The organism is Actinoplanes sp. NPDC023936, from assembly GCF_040639325.1.
Taxonomy (GTDB): Bacteria; Actinomycetota; Actinomycetes; order Mycobacteriales; family Micromonosporaceae; genus Actinoplanes.
Map to the genome: position 1 here is coordinate 133,942 of NZ_JBEZZR010000002.1, position 18,358 is coordinate 152,299.

17 protein-coding genes are annotated in these 18,358 nt (G+C 70.1%); 3 read left to right on the plus strand and 14 right to left on the minus strand.

The genetic code is table 11. The features are described from left to right. The first annotated feature begins 273 nt into the window (after window positions 1-273). Complete coding sequence (locus tag AB0F72_RS02920) at window positions 274-1,326, plus strand: hypothetical protein (protein ID WP_360425038.1); 1,053 nt, start codon at window positions 274-276, stop codon at window positions 1,324-1,326. 157 nt (window positions 1,327-1,483) lie between these two features. Here AB0F72_RS02920 and AB0F72_RS02925 read toward each other — a convergent pair whose 3' ends face one another. Together AB0F72_RS02925 and AB0F72_RS02930 are read right to left on the minus strand one after the other, a co-directional pair. Then, complete coding sequence (locus AB0F72_RS02925; protein WP_360424139.1) at window positions 1,484-2,455, minus strand: D-alanine--D-alanine ligase; 972 nt, start codon at window positions 2,453-2,455, stop codon at window positions 1,484-1,486. Then, window positions 2,452-3,762 carry a PLP-dependent aminotransferase family protein gene (locus tag AB0F72_RS02930; protein ID WP_360424142.1) on the minus strand — a complete coding sequence of 437 codons (1,311 nt, stop codon included), beginning with the start codon at window positions 3,760-3,762 and terminating at the stop codon, window positions 2,452-2,454. Before AB0F72_RS02930 ends, AB0F72_RS02925 begins: the two co-directional genes overlap by 4 nt. Before the next feature lie 191 nt (window positions 3,763-3,953). On the opposite strand from AB0F72_RS02930, the gene AB0F72_RS02935 reads away from it, so the two are divergent. Further along, entirely contained in the window at window positions 3,954-4,613 is a 660-nt protein-coding gene (locus AB0F72_RS02935) for a GNAT family N-acetyltransferase (RefSeq protein WP_360424145.1), read from the plus strand. Between the two features lie 3 nt (window positions 4,614-4,616). On the opposite strand, the gene AB0F72_RS02940 is transcribed toward AB0F72_RS02935, so the two are convergent. From AB0F72_RS02940 to AB0F72_RS02985, 10 genes are all read right to left on the minus strand, one after another. Beyond that, window positions 4,617-5,765 (minus strand): hypothetical protein, encoded by a 1,149-nt coding sequence (locus AB0F72_RS02940; RefSeq protein ID WP_360424148.1) that lies wholly within the window; start codon window positions 5,763-5,765, stop codon window positions 4,617-4,619. A gap of 49 nt (window positions 5,766-5,814) precedes the next feature. Continuing rightward, window positions 5,815-6,393 carry a TetR family transcriptional regulator gene (locus tag AB0F72_RS02945; protein ID WP_360424151.1) on the minus strand — a complete coding sequence of 193 codons (579 nt, stop codon included), beginning with the start codon at window positions 6,391-6,393 and terminating at the stop codon, window positions 5,815-5,817. Between the two features lie 61 nt (window positions 6,394-6,454). Continuing rightward, the gene (locus tag AB0F72_RS02950; protein WP_360424154.1) at window positions 6,455-7,606 is read right to left on the minus strand and encodes an N-acetylmuramoyl-L-alanine amidase; all 1,152 of its coding nucleotides are present in this window, start codon (window positions 7,604-7,606) and stop codon (window positions 6,455-6,457) included. 90 nt (window positions 7,607-7,696) lie between these two features. Beyond that, complete coding sequence (gene trxA / locus AB0F72_RS02955) at window positions 7,697-8,014, minus strand: thioredoxin (RefSeq protein WP_014448213.1); 318 nt, start codon at window positions 8,012-8,014, stop codon at window positions 7,697-7,699. Window positions 8,015-8,030: 16 nt separating this feature from the next. Next, on the minus strand, window positions 8,031-8,990 hold the full coding sequence (trxB, locus tag AB0F72_RS02960; protein ID WP_360424158.1) for a thioredoxin-disulfide reductase: 960 nt from the start codon (window positions 8,988-8,990) through the stop codon (window positions 8,031-8,033). Window positions 8,991-9,114: 124 nt separating this feature from the next. After that, entirely contained in the window at window positions 9,115-10,014 is a 900-nt protein-coding gene (locus AB0F72_RS02965; RefSeq protein WP_360424161.1) for a hypothetical protein, read from the minus strand. Beyond that, window positions 10,011-10,670, minus strand: coding sequence for an RNA polymerase sigma factor SigM (sigM, locus tag AB0F72_RS02970; protein ID WP_360425042.1), 660 nt, complete (start codon window positions 10,668-10,670; stop codon window positions 10,011-10,013). The genes AB0F72_RS02965 and sigM overlap by 4 nt, the downstream gene beginning before the upstream one ends. 66 nt (window positions 10,671-10,736) lie before the next feature. Beyond that, window positions 10,737-12,284: a protein kinase family protein gene (locus tag AB0F72_RS02975; RefSeq protein ID WP_360424164.1), complete on the minus strand. Its 1,548-nt coding sequence runs from the start codon at window positions 12,282-12,284 to the stop codon at window positions 10,737-10,739. 214 nt (window positions 12,285-12,498) lie between these two features. Beyond that, window positions 12,499-14,259 (minus strand): murein biosynthesis integral membrane protein MurJ, encoded by a 1,761-nt coding sequence (murJ, locus tag AB0F72_RS02980; RefSeq protein WP_360424166.1) that lies wholly within the window; start codon window positions 14,257-14,259, stop codon window positions 12,499-12,501. A gap of 111 nt (window positions 14,260-14,370) precedes the next feature. After that, entirely contained in the window at window positions 14,371-15,249 is an 879-nt protein-coding gene (locus tag AB0F72_RS02985) for a hypothetical protein (RefSeq protein WP_360424169.1), read from the minus strand. 57 nt (window positions 15,250-15,306) lie between these two features. Here AB0F72_RS02985 and AB0F72_RS02990 point away from each other — a divergent pair, with 57 nt between their 5' ends. Then, window positions 15,307-16,737 carry a CCA tRNA nucleotidyltransferase gene (locus tag AB0F72_RS02990; protein WP_360424172.1) on the plus strand — a complete coding sequence of 477 codons (1,431 nt, stop codon included), beginning with the start codon at window positions 15,307-15,309 and terminating at the stop codon, window positions 16,735-16,737. On the opposite strand, the gene AB0F72_RS02995 is transcribed toward AB0F72_RS02990, so the two are convergent. Both AB0F72_RS02995 and AB0F72_RS03000 read right to left on the minus strand, forming a co-directional pair. Next, complete coding sequence (locus AB0F72_RS02995) at window positions 16,734-17,849, minus strand: hypothetical protein (protein WP_360424175.1); 1,116 nt, start codon at window positions 17,847-17,849, stop codon at window positions 16,734-16,736. The genes AB0F72_RS02990 and AB0F72_RS02995 overlap by 4 nt on opposite strands. Beyond that, window positions 17,846-18,355: a SigE family RNA polymerase sigma factor gene (locus AB0F72_RS03000; protein WP_360424177.1), complete on the minus strand. Its 510-nt coding sequence runs from the start codon at window positions 18,353-18,355 to the stop codon at window positions 17,846-17,848. Before AB0F72_RS03000 ends, AB0F72_RS02995 begins: the two co-directional genes overlap by 4 nt. Window positions 18,356-18,358 lie beyond the last annotated feature (3 nt).

The following is an 18,358-nucleotide window of genomic DNA, read 5'->3' on the forward strand; positions in this document are numbered from 1 at the left end:
GAAACGCTGCCGATGTCCCGGCCTTCATCCACCGCTCTATCCACAGGGGCCACAGGCGTTCTACGTCGCGTTTCACGTGAAACGCGGCTGCCTGTGGATAACTTCTGTGGATAACTTTGGGATGGATGTGTGTAGAGCGCTGGCGTCATGGCCGTCAAAGTGCCAACCCTGCTCGGGTGGGTGTAAAGGGGTCCCTCCGTAGTGCGAAATTGACCCAGGACAGCCCCTCCTGAGCTGGGCTAAGGTCACGTCGTGTCCGAGAACACCGCCCCCCTGCCAGACTTCACACGTTGGCCGTCGTTCCCCTTCGAGGGGGACATGCGGGTCAAGAAGCTTGCGCCGCCTGTGGATGTTGAACCCCCGCGCAGCGGCGAGGACGCATCCGAGTGTGTGTCGTGCAGCACGCACGATGACGCGTACATCTGGGTCAGTGAACGTTGGCGGGTCCGGGCGATGGACCGTCCGACGGGCCTGCCGATGGTCCTGATCCTGGAGTGCCGGTCGCACCTTGATCTCGGTGATCTGCCGAACCTGCTCGCAGCCGAGCTCGGCGTCATGACGGTTCGGCTGGAGCGTGCGATCCGCTCGCTCGACGGCGTCGCGCGGGTGCACGTCAACCGATGGGGTGACGGTTCCGCGCATCTGCACATATGGTTCCTCGCAAGGCCCTATGGGCGGCTGCAACTTCGCGGCACGTTCCTGTCGCTCTGGGACGACATCCTGCCGGTCATCCCCGAGGCGCAGTGGCGGGAGAATCTTGCTCTCGTCGCGGCCTGGCTCGCCGACTTCGGCGGCAAGGCGAACGCCGAGCCGGCCCACATCGAGTGGGAGTCGCCCTCCATTTTGACGGTCCCCACCTTCACGTCCACACACGAAGCTGCGGTCCCGGACACCGCCACGGACGCGACGGAGGACGCGACGGCGGGCGCGGCCGCAGGAGCGGCAGCGGGCGCGGCGGCAGAAACAACGACGGGCGCGGCGGCCGACACAGCGACAAGTGCGGCAACGGCAACCGGCGCGACGGGTGTGGCGGCCGGAGCGGCAACGGACGCGGCAACGGGCGCGGGGACCAGCGCGATGAAGGACGGGGAAAGGGATGGGGCACCCGACCGCCTAGCCGACGACAGCCCGAGGCCTCAAACCCTGGGGGACGTCCAGGCCGCTTCGGCGGCGGCTGAGGCAGATGTACGGGCGACGGCAGATGTACGGGCGACCGAGGCCGCTCGGAACACACCACGGTCGGCTCCCGCTCCGAGGCAGCCTTCGGACACTCCGTCGGCCGACCCCTCCGATGCCGAGGCCTCCACCAACAGTCGATCGTCCTGAACGGGGAAGGCTGGGGCCAGGGCCAGCCTGAGGACGGCAAAGGACGATGAACGCGGCAGCGGGCTGGGAACGGCGGAAGCCGGGGAACAAGCACCATGGCCCGGAAACGGCGGAGGCCCAGCGCCGACCGCGACGCTGGGCCCCACACAACCCCACTTCAGGAAGAGCGCGAAACCGCCTGCTCCACCAACGAACTCAACAGCTCCCCGAGATCCACCCCAGCGGCCTGCACCGCCAGCGGCAGCAACGACGTCTCCGTCATCCCCGGCGACACGTTGCACCCCAGAACCATCGGCTCCCCGTCCGCGCCGACGATCACGTCGATGCGGGACAGGTCACGCAGGCCCAGGGCCTTGTACGCCGCCAGCGCCACCTCGGAGATCCGATCGGCCACCGCGGGCGACAGCCGAGCCGGCACGTGCCACGTCGTCAAGCCGGCCGTGTACCGGGCGGCGTAGTCGTACACCCCGTCGCGCGGGACGATCTCGACGATCGGCAGCGATTCCGGGCCGGCGCCTCGGTCGACGATGGACACCGCCACGTTGGTGCCCGTCACGTACTGCTCGACGAGCGCCGTCGAGTCGTACGCGAAGCAGCCCACCATCGCCGCCGGCAGGTCGGCGGCGTCGCGCACCACCGCGGCGCCCAGACCGGAGCCGCCCTGCGCCGGTTTCACCATGAGCGGCAGGCCGAGCTGGTCGACGATGCGGTCGAGGACCGCGACGGCACCGAGCTCGGAGAACCGGTCGTGGGGCAGAGCCACCCAGTCGGGGGTGGGGATGCCGGCTTCCCGCAGCATCGACTTGGCGGACGGCTTGTCCCAGGCGAGCCGGGCGGTCCGGGCATCGGCGCCGACGTAGGGAATCCCACAGAGGTCGAGGACGCCCCGCAGCGAACCGTCCTCACCGGTGGCGCCGTGCAGCGCGATGAACGCGGCGTCCGGCGGGTCGGCCTGCAACGCCGGCAGCAGGGAGACGTCGGCGTCGTGCAGGTCGGCGGTCAGGCCGACGGAGCGGAGCGCGTCCAGGACCCGGCGACCGGATCGCAGGGACACGTCCCGTTCGTAGGAGAGCCCACCGGCCAGCACCAGAATCCGTAACTCGTCACGCGTACCCATGGCAGTGATCATGCCAACTCGCGGCCGGGGGTGTCGGCAGTGGCCGGACCACGACGGCGCTGGGACCCCAGCGCCGCGGAACCGCCGAAGACGGCACGCATCTCCAGCTCCTTCTCCATCACCCCGGACAGGCGCCGCACGCCCTCGCGAAGCCGCTCCGGCGACGAGAACGAGAAGTTGAGCCGCATGTTGCCCCGGCCCGTCCCGTCGGCGTAGAACCCCGTTCCCGGCACGTAGGCGACGCGGGCGGCGATGGCCCGCGGCATCATCGCTTTCGAGTCGAGGCCGTCGGGGAGGGTGGCCCAGACGAAGAGGCCGCCAGTCGGGCGGGTCCACGTGGTGCCTTCCGGCATCAGGTCGTCGAGGGCGTCGAGGAGGGTGTCCCGGCGTTCGCGGTAGATCTCGCGGTACACCTTGATCTGCTCTTGCCACGGCATGGCCGTCAGGTACTGCGTGACGGCGCCCTGCGCGAACGCGCTGGGGCACAGCACGTTGGCCTCGCTCATCATGACGAGTTTCTCCCGGACGGCGTGCGGCGCGAGGATCCAGCCGACCCGCAGGCCGGGCGCGAACGTCTTGGAGAACGTGCTGACGTAGAAGACGCCGTCGCGGCGGCGGGCGCGCAACGGACGCGGCGCCTCGGTCTCGAACGAGAGCAGCCCGTACGGATCGTCCTCGATCACCAGCAGACCGGCCCGCTCGCAGATGTCGAGCACCTGCTCGCGCCGCTCCTCGGAGAGGGTCACGCCGGCCGGGTTCTGGAAGGTCGGGATGGTGTAGAGGAACTTGGCCCGGCGCCCTGCTCTGGCTGTCGCCTCGATGGCTTCCTCGAGAGCTGCCGGAATCAGGCCCTCGGCATCCATTGCCACGTGCTGCACCTGTGCCTGGGCGGCCTGGAAGACGCCGAGTGCGCCGACGTAGGTCGGCCCCTCGGCGAGCACCACGTCGCCCGGGTCGAGGAAGAGACGGGCCAGGAGGTCGAGGGCCTGCTGGCCGCCGACGGTGACCACCACGTCGTCGGGGGACGCGCCGGTGATGCCGGACAGGCTCATCACCTCGCAGATGCGCTCCCGCAGCTCGATGGTGCCCTGACCGATGCCGTACTGAAGGCTGGTGGCGCCCTGCTCGGCGCCGAGACGGTTGAGCATCTCGCCGACGGCGTCCAGCGGGAGGGCCGCGATGTACGGCGATCCACCGGCCAGCGACACCACCTCCGGGCGGCTGGTGACGGCGAACAGTGCGCGGATCTCGGATGTGGTCATCCCGCGGACCCGTCGCGCGTACCGATCGGTGTAATCGTCCTGAGTTGTGCCGGTCATGCTGCTCTCACCTCGTTGAATCGGTGGTCGAGACGTCATCGATACTAAACGGGGAAAGCACCGGCGACTCTGCCGTCCCATTCCGCCGTTGCCCGACCTGGTCCCGTTCATGGTGATTCCGGCGTAGGATTCGCCGGGGGCGCGGGCTGGCGTTTCCGATTTGTCCCGCCTCTGCACAGGGGGGTTCGCGAATGTCGCGGCGCCTGGTCAACCTCACTCTCGACACCCTCGAGGACCTGCCCCGGCCCTGTCGGCAATGCGTTTACTGGGAGCTCGATCCGGTCTCCGCCGAGCGAGCCCGTGCCACCGGCGACCCCGGTCTGGAAAAGGAAGCCTGGGTCTCGCAGACCCTGCTCGAGTGGGGCTCCTGCGGCAAGCTGGCATACGTGGACGGCATGCCGGCCGGCTTCGTGATGTACGCGCCGCCCGCCTACGTGCCCCGCTCGATGGCGTTCCCCACGTCCCCGGTGAGTGCCGATGCCGCTCTGCTCACCACCGCCAAGGTGGTGCCCGCGTTCGCCGGCGGCGGGCTGGGCCGGATGCTGGTGCAGGGTGTCGCCCGCGACCTGACGAAACGTGGGATCAAGGCGATCGAAGCGTTCGGCGACGCGAAAGCCGGTGAGGCCGACGAGGACCGCGAGGGCACCTGCGTCGCGCCCGTCGACTACTTCCTGTCGGTGGGCTTCAAGACGGTCCGCCCGCATTTCCGGTACCCGCGTCTGCGGCTGGAACTGCGGACGGCCCTGTCCTGGAAGTCCGACGTGGAGTACGCGCTGGAGAAACTCCTCGGCTCGATGAGCCCGGAGAAGCTGCTGCGGCCGATGCCGGCCACCAGCAGCCTGGAGAACTGAGACCTAGCGGCCGCCGTTGTCGATCGACACGGCGTTCGGGTGCAGTGTCACGTTCTCCGGATACACGCGGCCCAGCACCGCCAGGGTCGAAAGGTCGTCCAGCTGAGTGGTGCCGACAGCGCCACGTCCGTGAATCAGGCCCTGGCCGGCCAACACGGCTGCGGCGCTCACCGATGGTTGACCGGCCACGGTCGCGCTCGTCCGGGCGTACCGGTGACCACGCAGAGCCTGACCGAGATCGACCGACCACTCGGATGTCTTGATCCGTGCCGGCTTGACGCCGTCGCGGACCGGGCCGCTCACGATGCGAGCCGGATCCGTCGACGGGGACGTGGGGATGAGGTCGGTCAGGGCCGTACGCGGCGCCGCGTAATAGTCCTCGAACTCGCTGACGTAGGTGGCAGTCTCCAGGGCGTCCGGGGCCTGCTGCCAGGTGAGCAGGTAGCGCGGTGCGGTGTGCACCGGCCCGGTGGCGACCACCGGCAGAACTGTCGCCCGGCGGTGATCGAAACCGTAGCCTTCGGCGCCGCTCTCGCCGGTGACGACCTGCCGGGCGTAGCCGACGACGGTCGAGTGCCGGATCTTGCGGAACATGGCCTCGGCGAAGAACCGCTCCCGTGCGGGCTCGATGTGCCGCAGACCCAGCGGCGTCACGTGGAGAGGCACCTGCTGCCAGTTGGCGAAGGGGAGCAGGGCATCGCGCAGAAGCACGGTCTGGTGGATCCACTCGTTGAAGTTCTGGATGGCGACCGGCCCGCCGCGTCGGCCGAGCAGCAGGTCGGCGGCCGGCCGGGTGAGCAGCTCGCCGTAGCAGTGGCTGCGGACCGTCAAAGCTCCGGCGGGGAAGCGGGTCCGGCCGGCGAGCAGCAGGTCGAGGGTCTGAACCGCCCAGCCGGCGATCTTCTGCCCGATGATCTCGGCCTGGGTGAGCAGCTCCTCGTTGGCCCGGGAGACGCCGGCCCGCAACGGCATCGTGCTCTCCCGCGTGCCCACCGCGAGCGTGGCGCGCATCTGGTCGGCCAGCACGTCCCGGTCAACGTCGCTCAGAGCGTCAATGGTGCCCTGCAACAGCGGCGCTGTGACGTCGGTGAACTCGCGGGCGGTGAGGGCCGTGGGCTCGCTGATCAGGTTCCAGCGGTCTTCTCCGAGCATGACGTCCACCTATCTTGATCGAGCGTTACAGAATTAGGGCAGCAAGAAGTCAATCGAGGGCGCCCAGGGCGACCTCCACGAGGGGAGTCAGGGCCTTGGCGTCGGGTGTGACCTTCGCCGACAGCAGCAGTCCGTTGAGGAACGTGACCAGGAACGCCGCGAGGGTCCGGGGATCGTGCCGGTCGGCGATCTCGCCCTTGGCCGCTGCGGCCCGCAGCACGTCGGCCAGGGCATCCTGACTGACGTCGAGCGCGTCACGGATCGCGCGCTGGGTCGGGCCGTCCTGCGGCAGGCGTTCAGCGGCGGCGTTGACGAACAGGCATCCCCGCCCGCCGTGCATGACCGCGATCCGGATCCGCTCCACGAGCATCGTCCGGATCGCGGCCCGCACATCGCCGCCCGCCCGCAGGTCCGCGAGCGCGGCGGCGGCAAGGGTGTCGCGGTAGTGCGCGAGCGAGGCCTGATAGAGACCCTCTTTGCTGCCGAAGGCCGCATACAGGGAGCCCTGGCCGACACCCAGATGCTCGGTCAGGTCCCGCACGGAGGTGGCCTCGTAGCCGCGCGTCCAGAAAAGCTCCATGGCCCGCGCCACGGCCGCGTCGGTGTCGAACTCGCGGACCCTGGCCATGACGAGCAGCCTACGCTATCTGGAACGGTCGTTCAAGAATAGTCCGGGACCCGCCCACGGCCTACCCCCGGTCGGCGAGCGCGAGCCGCAGCTGGCGGACGTCGATCGAGCCGGTCGGCACGTCCCGCTCGACCGGGAAGTACATCCGCTGCACGGCGGCGAGCAGCGCCTCGACGATCTGCTCCCGGAACATCGGGTCGATCAGGCGCTCCCGGTCGCGCGGGGAGGTCAGGTAACCGAGGTCCACCCGCACCGTGGGCATCCGGGTGAGGCGCAGCAGGTCCCAGGTCTTCGCGTGGGTGCGGCAGTCGTGCATCCCGGTGCGCACCACGATCTCGCGCTGCACCAGGTTGGCCAGCCGCTCGCCGACCGTGGAGCTCAGCCCGTTGCCGGTGCCGTAGTGGTAGGTCGCCACGCCCTCGGCGGACGCCGACGAGTGCCCGTCGAGGTGCAGCGAGATCAGCAGGTCGGCGCCGAGGCTGTTGGCGAGCGCGGCCCGCTCGGAGCCGCTCATCGGCGCGGCCGGCGACGGGCCGCGGGTCAGGTGCACGCGCATGCCGGCCGCGGCGAGCCGGCCCTCCAGACGGGACGCCAGGTCGAAGACGAGGTCCGCCTCGTTCCAGCGCAGCGGGCCGTCGGGCACCAGCACGCCGGTGTCGTCGCCACCGCCGTGGCCCGGGTCGATCACGATGGTCTTGCCGACCAGGTTCGGACCGGACTGGCGGAACGCCTCGGCCTCGCGCAGCCACTGCGGGCGGCCGCCGACGACCTTGCGGCCGAGCCGCTGCAACGCCTTCATGGTCTGCGGGCCGCAGGAGCCGTCCGGGGAGAGGCCGACCTCGCGCTGGAACTGCGCCACCGCGCGGGCGGTCCGGGCGCCGTAGATCGCGTCGGCGCGCCCGGTGTCGTAACCCATCTCCAGCAGACGCTCCTGGAGCGCCCGCACGTCCTCGCCGACGAGCGCGTCGGGCACGGAGTGGAAGAGCGTCCGGGAGCCGAGCCGCCAGCGGGCCGCGTCGAGGGCGCCCCACGTCTCGTCGCCGACCATGCCGTCGACGCCGAGCCCACGGCCCTGCTGGAACGCGCGGACCGCGTCCTCCAGCGCCTCGTCGAAGACGTCCGGTTCGGCGTCCTCGAGCAACTCCAGACCGACCAGGATCGACCTGATCTCGGAAACGGCCGGGCCGGTGTCACCGCGTCGGATGGACCGCACTCAGAACTCCCTAGGGGGCGGGGGGAAGAACGACCGGAAGAAGCGTACGCCCCGCGTCCGAGAACGGACGCGGGGCGCAGAGGCGAAACGTCAGAGAGCCGACTCGATGAAGTTGACCAGGAAGCTCTTCGGCTTCGCGCCGGCCACCGAGTTGACTCGCTCGCCACCCTTGAAGATGGTCAGCGTCGGCACCGACATGACCTGGTACTGCATGGCGATCTGCGGGTTCTCGTCGATGTTGACCTTGACGATCTCCACCTGCGAGCCCAGCTCCGAATCGGCGATCTCGGCGAGCAGCGGGTCGACCTTCTTGCACGGCACGCACCACTCGGCCCAGAAATCGACAAGCACCGGCTTGTCGGACTGCAGCACGTCGGCGGCGAATGTCTGTTCGGTGACGACCTTCACAGGGACCCTCCCGGTCTTACAGCTCTACGAATGAAGCGATGAAGCGCTCGGCGTCCAGCGCCGCGGCACAGCCGGTGCCGGAAGCGGTGATGGCCTGCCGGTACGTGTGGTCGACCAGATCGCCGGCGGCGAACACGCCGGCGACGTTGGTCCGGGTGCTGGGCGACTGGACCTTCACGTAGCCCTCGTCGTCCAGCTCGATCTGACCCTTGAAGAGCTCGCTGCGCGGGTCGTGGCCGATCGCCACGAAGACGCCGGTGACGTCGAGAACCTTCGTCTCACCGGTCTGCACGTTGCGGATCCGCGCGCCGCTGACCTTGCCGTCGGCGCCGAGGATCTCCTCGACCACCGAGTTCCACTCGACCTTGATCTTCTCGTTGTCGAAGGCACGCTTCTGCATGACCTTGCTGGCCCGGAACGTGTCACGCCGGTGCACGATGGTCACGGTCTCGGCGAAGCGGGTGAGGAAGGTTGCCTCCTCCATCGCGGAGTCGCCGCCGCCGACCACCACGATGTGCTGGTTGCGGAAGAAGAACCCGTCACAGGTGGCACACGACGAGACGCCGCGGCCGAGCAGCTCCTGCTCACCGGGGACACCGATCGGACGCCACGCGGAACCGGTCGCCAGGATCACGGCGCGAGCGAAGAACTCCTTCTCGCCGACCCAGACGGTCTTGAGGCCCTCGGTGCCGGGCTCGGTCGGACGGTCGCCCAGCTCGACGCGGGTGACGTCGTCGGTGATGAACTCGGCGCCGAACTTCTCGGCCTGCGCGCGCATGTTGTCCATGAGCTCGGGGCCCATGATGCCGTCGCGGTGACCCGGGAAGTTCTCCACCTCGGTGGTGGTCATCAGAGCGCCGCCGGACTGGACGCCCTCGATCACCAGCGGTTTGAGGTTCGCGCGGGCCGCATAGAGCGCCGCGGTGTAGCCGGACGGCCCCGAACCGATGATGATCAGATTGCGGACCTCGTCCACTGCCGACTCCTCAGTCTGTTTTTCGCCGCACAGAACGGGCGGCGACACTGCACGCTAGAACGTCATGCTAGGCATCCGCCATTCCCCGGGCCCGGCCCGTGTCGGACCTCACCGGGGATTCGGATCAGCGTACCGGCACTTTCTGCAGCGCGTCCGCGTCACCACCGGGTGTTCCGCAGTCCGCGCCGACCGCCCAGGCCCACCCGCCGTTGACCGCCGTGAACCGCACGATGAGGGCCGGCACACCGGTGTAGCTGGCGTAGTCGACCGAGCTCACGCTGAGTTCGCCACCCGCGTTCTCCCGGGTGATCGCCTCCAGGCAATCGGCGAGCAGACCGGGATCGAGCAGCCGGCTCAGTCCGCTGTCCGGAGCGCTCAGCCCGTCATTGTGTGCACTGGCCTCGGCGGACTGCGCCGTCCGGCTCCCGCCGATCGTCGCCGGCGGGCTGCTCAGCGTCGTCGCGTCGTAGTCGAAGCCGCTCTGCATGATTTCAGGTGCCATCGCGATCATCGGCACCGCGCCGCCGGCCGTGCTCTCCGACGCCCCGGAGTCCGTCGCGTCGTCGCCGGCCAGCTGACTCAGCCCGAATCCGGCGACGATCACCACGCCGGCGGCCACCGAGATGGGCGCGACCCACCGCACCCGCCGTCGTGGCCGGGCTCCGGCGGCGCGCTCCCGCTGCGCCTCAGCAAGATCCACAACCTTTGCGGGTACGGAATTCGAGCTCTCCCCGACCGCATCGGAATCCGTCACCGAGGAATCCGGGACAGCCACCGGCGCCGGGACGAACAACGAGTCCAGCCGAGCGGCGAGATCACCCGGCATCGGTTCCACGGGCAGGTCCCGCAGCGTCGCGCCGACCGTCGCCATCCCCGGGGCGAGACGCTGGTACGCCTCCCGCCACACCGGGTCCTCGGCGACCAGGGCGCCGATCCGCTCGTCGTCGGGCGTGCCGATCAGAGCGCCACCGATGTAGTCGGCCAGCAGATCGAGGTCGACCCCGTCGAACCCGGCGCCCGTCACCGCTGATCCCTCCGATCGTGTCCGGCCGGCAGGGGAGTGACCGACCCGGACCCGGATGGGACGTGCCCGCCGGCCGCCCGGTTCCCCTCGCCCCGCAGGAACCCCAGGGCGACAGCCATTCTGGCGCGGCCCCGAGCGCACCGGCTCTTGATCGTGCCCTCCGCCACACCGAGGATCACGGCCGCCTCGGACACCGGGTAGCCCTGCACGTCGACCAGCACGATCGCGGCCCGCTGCTCGGCCGGCAGGGCGGCCAGAGCCTCTCGGACCACGAGCGCGGTGTCGTGGTCGGCGGCGGGCGCGGCGGGTTCGGGTGCGGACGGACGGTCGTCGCCCCGGCTGCCGTCGGGCAGCGGAACCGTCGGGTGGGCCTGACGCCGCCGCAGACGGTCCAGGCACGCGTTCACCACGATCCGGTGCAGCCACGTCGTCACGGCCGAGTCGCCGCGGAACCGGGCCGCGTTGCGATGCGCGTTCAGCAGAGCGTCCTGCAGCGCGTCGGCGGCCTCCTCACGGTCGCCGACGGTCCGCACCGCCACCGCCCAGAGCCGGTCCCGGTGCCGGCGGACCAGCTCGGCGAAAGCGTCCGGATCACCCGCGACGTGCGCACGGATCAGCTCGGCGTCGCCCGGCGCGGTTTCCCCCGCACCGGGCACATCGGCTGAAACGTCCCGGGAAGTCACGCCAGCAATGTAGTCCACCGCGGCACCCGGGAGGGGCTGTCAGTACCCGTACAACTCGATCTCGTTGACGCTGACCTTGTAGCCGGGGCCGTCCTCGTTCTGCGGGAGCTTGGAGAGGAAGACCAGCACGTACTGGTATTTCTGGTCGGGCTCGAAGCCGGAGTAGCGCGAGTTGGTACCGGTGCTCTTCTCGGCCTCGCCGTCACCCAGCGGCTTGAACTCCTTGAGGAGTTTCTTGTCGCCGTCCGACGAGTCGCCCGGGTCGCTGGTGCCGGTCCGGATGTCCATGGTGACGCCGGGCGCGGACGTGGACACCTGCACCTCGGCGAGCGCCCGGGGCGTGCCCAGATTGATCAGGACGCCCATACCGGCCTTCAGCTTGCCGAAGTCAGCGGAGTTGTAGCGGGAGAGCTGCCACGCGGTGTTCGGGTCGCCGTCCACCACGTACTGAGCCTCGCCGGTGTCGTCGCGGTCGCCACCGGGGGCGTCGACGATCCGGACCATGTCGGGAGTGAGGGCGATCTTCTCCGGATTGGCCGGCGCGGTGGGCGTGTCGCCGGCCGGCGCCTCACCCTGCCCGTTGCCGGCGGTGACCTGTGGGTTGGCCCCGGTGTCCGCATCGCTCGAACCGGTGATCTCGCGAATGCCGAAGACCAGGCCGACGATCGCGATGAGGACCAGGACGCCGACGCCGAGCAGGATCTTCGGCGTGCTCTTGATCGGCTCGGCGGACGACGACGAGCTCTGCACGAAGCGCAGCGGGCCGACGTCCTCGTACTCCTCGTCCTCGGACGCGGCGTCCAGGCGGCCCAGCTCGGCGGTGAGCGCGTCGGCGGCCGGCGCGGTCACCCGCCGGTCCAGCAGGTCCATGGTCAGGTCGTCGAGGTACGCCGGGACGCCCGCGCGGACCTGCCGCGGCGCCGCCGGATTGCCGGAGCTGTCGCGGTTCGCATCGGGCAGGGCGGAGCGGCCGACCTCGGTGTGCGGCCAGTGGCCGGTGAGCGCGAAGTAGAGAAGGCCACCCACCGCGCGGATGTCCGACTCGACGCTGTCGGCCGAGTCGGCCCGGGCGTCGGCGAGCACGACCCGGCCGTCGTCGGCGATCAGAGTGGTGCCGGGGTGCACGTTGCCGTGCACCATGCCGGTGGCGTGGACAGCGGTCAGCGCGTCGGCCACCGAGTGGGCGATGGCGATGGCGCGAGCCGGGTCCAGCGGGCCCTCGGCGGCGACCAGGTCACGCAGCGACTCGCCGTCGACCCACTCGCGAACCACGTAGGCCCGGCTCTGCTCGTCGATCGCGTCGTAGACGCCGACCAGGTTGGGGTGGATCACCCGGCTCGCGGCAACCGCGGCCTGCAGCATCTCGGTGGCGGAGGCGCCACCGGGGTGTCGCAGGACGACGGCGACCGGACGCCGGAGGATCACGTCGATGCCGCGCCAGACCTGCCGGCCCGCACTGTCGTTGTTGACGTGCTGCTCCAGCTGGTAACGCTCGGCCAGAATCTCACCGGCGGTGGGCGCACCGAAGGTCAAGACCGGTCCGGCCTCGTCGGCCGCGGTCTCGTGGCCTTCGCCGACCTGGGTCACCAGTCCTCCCTCGGTGGTGCATGCCTCGGTGTTCCATGACTGAGTGCTCAGGCCGACGTGCTCCCGCGCACATGCCGACACCGACCATACCCGTACAGGGCCAGGGGCGGGCAGGTCGTCCCCCCGGCGCGGCATCGCCAATTACGCCCCCGAACCGGGATATTCAGGGCGGGGGCGTCCCAGAAACTCCTGTTCAGGACACCCGCCCTCGAGATCAACGACCGAGTTTCCGGCGGACCATCCCGACGACCTGGCTGACCTCGGAAACTCGCAGGGCCAGTGCCGCGCCCAGGTAGGCGACGAGGATCACCGCGCCGCCGGCGATCAGCTGCACCAGGGCCTCGACCCGGCCGTCCGGCTCGCCGGATCCCGGCAGCAGGCTCACCACCAGCACACCCAGCCCGGCGGCGACCGCGGCGGCGACCGCCACCTTGATCAGTGACACCGCGACCGAGCCGAGGTTCAGCCGGCCGATCCGGCGCCGCAGCACGGCCAGCGAGATCACCGCGGAGATCACGTAGGAGACGGCGTTCGCTGCGGTCATGCCGGCTGCCGAGAACGACTCGCTGAGCACGGCGGCGAGCACGAAGTACGCGCCGATCCGGACCGCCACCACCGGCAGGTTGATCAGCGCGACGGTCTTGTTGCCCTGCAGGGAGTAGAAGGCATAGGTGCAGAGGTAGCTGATCGACAGCGGCAGCACCGCGAACCCCGCCACGGTCAGCACGGTGCCGGTGTCCAGCGCCGCGTCGTTGCTGTAGTTGCCGCCCTGGAAGAGGAAGACCGACAGCGGTGCGCCGAGCACGCCGTAGACCACCGCGATCGGGGCGAGCGCCGCGCTGACCAGCTTGATGCCGCGGGTCAGGTCGGCGCTGACCTCGGCGTACCGGCCGTCGGCCGCGGCGGCGCTCATCTTCGGCAGCAGCGCGGTCATCACCGACACGCCGATGATGCCGTGCGCCATCATGGTCAGCAGGTAGACGTTGTTGAAGGCCAGCACGCTGGCGCTGCCCTTGCCGGCCACCTCGTTCAGGATGCGCACCACGACGAAGACGGCGACCTGGTTCGCCGCGACGTAGCAGAGCATCCAGCCGGCCAGGCTGCCGATCTCGCGCAGGCCGAGCGCGCGCGGGTCCCACCGGAACTTCCAGCGGAATCCGACCTTGCGCAGGGCCGGCAACAGGCCGGCGGCCTGCACGATCATGCCGAGCAGGGTGCCGCCGCCGATCAGCAGGATCTGGGCCGGGGTGACCGTCTCCGCGGTGAGCTCGCCGTCGCTGCTGAACGCGGCGAGGAACACGCCGCAGGTCGCGATCACCACGATGTTGTTGAGGATCGGCGCCCACATCGGGGCGGCGAAGTGGCCGCGCACGTTCAGCACCGCGCCGATCAGCGCGGAGAGACCGGTGAAGAAGATGATCGGCAGGATCAGGTACGCGAAGTTGGTGACCAGCTCCTTGTAGGCGTCGCTGTTCCCGTCGCTGGCCTGGATCGCCGTGATCACCGGTGCGGCGATCACCACGAGAACCGTCGCGATGCCGAGCGAGGTCATCGCGAAGGTGAGCAGCTTCTGGGTGAACTCCTGTCCGCCGTCCGGGTCCGCCTTGCGCCGGCGGACCAGCAGCGGGATCAGCACGCTGGAGAGGATGCCGCCGAGCAGCAGCTCGTAGATCTGGCCGGGGAGGAACTGCGCGCTGGTGTACGCGTCGCCGACTCCCGCACCGAGCGCCATGCCGATCAGCGCGTTGCGGACGAAGCCGATGATCCGGCTGACCAGGCTGCCGATCGCCATGATCGCGCTCTGCCCGGCCGTGCCGCCGTCACCCTTGTTCTGGGTGGGCGGCACCTTCTCCGGCGGAAGCGCCTGATCTCCGCCGGGGACCTGGGCGTCCACCGAGATCACGGTGACGCCCTCCTCCGCCGGCGGCTCCCGATCCGGCGTCGCGTGCGTGCTCCGGTAGAGACCGCCGTTCACCCGAGTCTCCTCCTCCAACACGTGCCGATATCTGTCATACGCGCCGAGATCTTTCAAGCGCGCCGATATCTTTCACGCGCGCCGATATTGAAGTCACGATAGAGGCAGCGGTCACACGTGGTGACGCAGGAGGGTGCCGGGCTCGGCCCCGGCCAGCGTCTCCACCATCCAGCACGCCTCGAGCGGCACCAGGGGCTCACTCAGCGCATCCAGAACGGCGGGGTGGTCGCAGCCCGCCTCGGTCAGCGCGCCGAGCAGAGCCGGGACTCCGGACAGGTCGGCGGCGTCGACGATCCGGCGGGCCAGGGGACGGGTCTGCGCGTACCACTCCTGCTCGGGCAGCCGGCGCAGGCGCGCGCTCGATCGGCGTACCAGGTCGAAAAGGTCCTCGTGCGGGAAGCGACTCCCGGCACGGACCTGGAGTGTCGCCCAGGCCGGGGCACTCAGCGCCGCGACGGCGGCCTCGTCGAGCACCTGGGGTGAGAGAGCCGGCGGCGCCGGCCACCAGCGCTCGTCGGCGAAGAGCGGGAGCGGGGCCTGCTCCGGCCCGCACGCGACGGCGGCCGGCACCTCGCGCCGCAGCGACCGGTACGCCGCCTCGCGCACCGCGGCGATCGTCGCCAGGTCGTCGTCGGCGGTCGCCGGGGCGAACGGCGACAGCAGGGCCACCACCAGACCCGGATGGGGCAGCAGTGGATCGTCCAGCGCGATCACCCGGGCGAAGGACTCCAGCTCCCACCAGTGCAGCGACGCCGGGAACGGCCCGGTGGCCGGCGCCCAGCCCAGCTGGACCGGCTCACTCGACGCCGGCCGGCGCAGGCCGAGGGTCCGCTCGCCGGACGGCAGCTCGATCTCCAGCACCAGCGCATAGCCGTCCACCACGGGAAACGACACGCGCAGCAGTGGTGGGAGGTCATCGGTGTCGCTGATCTGTCCCGTCCAGAACCCGGGGTCCTGGGTCAGGGGAAGCAGCGCCTCAGAAACGGGCACGCAGCCATCCTGCCCGGCGAAGGTCAGGAGTGCCACAGCAGATAGGCTGGTCATCCCATGTCTGTCTTGAATTCCGCCCAGCAGAAAGCGGTAGCCGAGCTGCTCCGCGTGTCCCCCCTCGCCGACGAGCTCGGTCGCCGCTTCGCCGCCGCGGGCCATGAGCTGCACCTCGTCGGGGGCTCGGTGCGCGACGCGTTGCTCGGCACCCTCGGCGACGACCTCGACTTCTGCACCGACGCGCGGCCGGAGCAGACGCTCGCCGTCGTGCAGGGCTGGGCGGACGCGATCTGGGAGACCGGCCGGGAGTTCGGCACGATCGGCATCCAGAAGAACGGTCTGCGGATCGAGATCACCACGTTCCGGGCCGAGGCCTACGACGGGGTGACTCGCAATCCGGTGGTCTCCTACGGCACGTCGCTGCTGGACGACCTCTCCCGGCGCGACTTCACGATCAACGCGATGGCCGTGTCGGTGCCGGGACACGAGTTCACCGACCCGTTCGGTGGCCTGCGCGATCTCTCCGCGCGGCTGATCCGGACGCCGGCCGCGCCGCAGCTCTCGTTCGGTGATGATCCACTTCGGATGCTGCGTGCCGCCCGGTTCGCGGCGAAGCTTGGGTTCACTGTGGACGAGCCGGTCGTCGCGGCCATGCGGGACATGGCGGCCGACCTGGACCGGATCACCGCGGAACGGATCCGGGACGAGTTCACCAAGCTGATGGTCGCCGCCGACCCGATCACCGGCCTGCGCCTGCTCGTCGACACCGGCCTGGCCGACCGCTTCCTGCCGGAGATCTCCGGTCTCAAGCTGGAGATCGACGAGCACGCCCAGCACAAGGACGTCTACGAGCACACGCTGATCGTGGTGATGAACGCGATACGGCTGGAGGGTGACGGCGGCCCCGACTTCGCGCTCCGGATGGCCGCGCTGATGCACGACGTCGGCAAGCCGGCCACCAAGGCCGTCGGCCGGGACGGCCGGGTCAGCTTCCACCACCACGAGGTGGTCGGCGCCCGGCTCACCAAGCAGCGCATGAAGGCGATGAAGTACCCCAAGGACGTGACGTCCGAGGTGGTCGGGCTGGTCGCCCTTCACCTGCGTTTCTATGGGTACGGGCGGGGCGAGTGGACGGATTCGGCGGTGCGCCGTTACGTCACCGACGCCGGACCGCTGCTCTCCCGGCTGCACAAGCTCACCCGGTCGGACGTCACCACTCGCAACCGCCGTAAGGCCGCTCAGCTGGCCGCCGACTACGACGCGCTGGAGGACCGGATCGCCCGGATCGCGGCCGAGGAGGACCTGGCCAAGGTCCGCCCCGACCTGGACGGCAACGCGATCATGGAGTTGCTCGGTGTCCCGCCGGGTCCGATCGTCGGCCAGGCGTGGCGCTTCCTGAAGGAGCTCCGCCTCGACCGGGGGCCGCTGGATCGTGACGAGGCCGAGGCAGAGCTCTTCAAGTGGGCCCGCGAGCAGGGGCACATCTCCTAGGGCAGGCTCGCCTTCAGTGCCAGGCCGGTGAAGTCCGCAGGCAGGCCCGCCTGCTCCAGGACCCGGCCCTGCCCGTCGTAGAGCATGACGAACTCGTCGTCGATCATCAGGATCCGTCCGTCCGGCAAGAACATGCCGTCCGAGCCGGCGAGTTGGGCGATCGGCGAGCCGTCCGCGGTGCTGGTCAGCGTGATCGATCCGCCGGTGGGCCGGGTGAGGACGAGCCGCTCGTCCGGCGACCAGCCGCGGGTGCCGATCGGCCGCTCCGTCAGCGGAAGGGTCCGCGACAGCTTGCCGGTCTGAGCCGAATAGACCCGCAGCCCGAGCATCTCGTCCGGCTTGGCCTCCGAGCGCGGCAGGTCCTTCCGCCGGGGAACGGCGATCTCCTTACCGTTCGGCAGCCATGAGTAGGAGCAGTAGTCCGGGCAGTCGGAGACGTCCTGACCCGTCAGATTGATCGCGCCGGTCGCGTTGACGATCTCGAAGCCGCCCATGGTCGGGATGAGCAGCCGCGATCCGTCCGGCGACCACTGTGGCTCGTCACCGACCGGTTGGTAGGAGATCCGGCGTCGGAGCTCGCCCCGAGCGGTGACGATGCGGACCTGCTTCTCCGCGTCCGTGCCGCCGGAGACCGCGAACAGCTTGCCCGGGCCGGGAACCACGTCGCGATAGTCTCCGACCAGCTGCTCGTAGTGCCCGGTCTCCCGGTCGAGCAGCACGTGGTGGGTGTCGCCTTCGGTGAACTCCCCCGGCGCCACCTCTGCGTTCTCGGTGCGGCTCAGTGCGGTGAGCACCGCGCCGCCGAGCAACTGGTACGGCTTCCCGGCGTCCAGAGTGGAGACCAGCGTCCGGGTCAACGGCGTCGGCGCCGGCGGCGGTGACTGGCTCACGGTGGTGGCCGGCGGTGGCGCTGTCGCGTCCTTGCGCAGCACGGTGTAGGGCGTCACGGTGACCGCGATCAGGGCCATGGCGAGAGCGCCGTAGGTGGCGTGGCGGCGGCGACGGAGGCGGCGGCCACGGGTACGGGCGACAGCGGCCAGATCATGCGGCGGCGGCGCGTCGCCGGCCAGGTCGAGAACCGCGTCGCGCAGGTTGTCCTCCAGGTTCCTCATCGGGATGCCTCCAGCGGGGTCACGCGTCCGACCAGATCACGGAGCTTGGCGAGGGCGCGGGAGGCCTGGCTGACCACGGTTCCGGGCCGGCAGCCAAGCGCCTCGGCGGTCTCCTCGACGGACCGGTCCTCGAGGTAGCGCATCACCAGCACGGCACGCTGGCGGGCGGGCAGCGAGAGCAGCGCCTCGCGCAGTGCGAGACGCTCCGCCACGTCGTCGTCATGACGGGCGACGGACATGCGTTCCGGCACGTCGGCGACGGACACCTCGTTGCGGTTGCCGGCTTTGCGCCAGGCCGAGACCCGGTCGTTGTACAAGATCTTTCGGACGTACGCCTCCGCGTCGCCGTGTATTCGCGGCCAGCGCGAGTACGCCTTCGCCAGCGCGCCCTGCACCAGGTCCTGCGCGGCTTCCCGATCCCCCGTCATAGCGTGCGCGATCCGGAGCAAAGCCTGCCCTCGTTCCGCGACGAACGCGGTGAACTCGTCTTCGAGCGACTGCTTCACCGG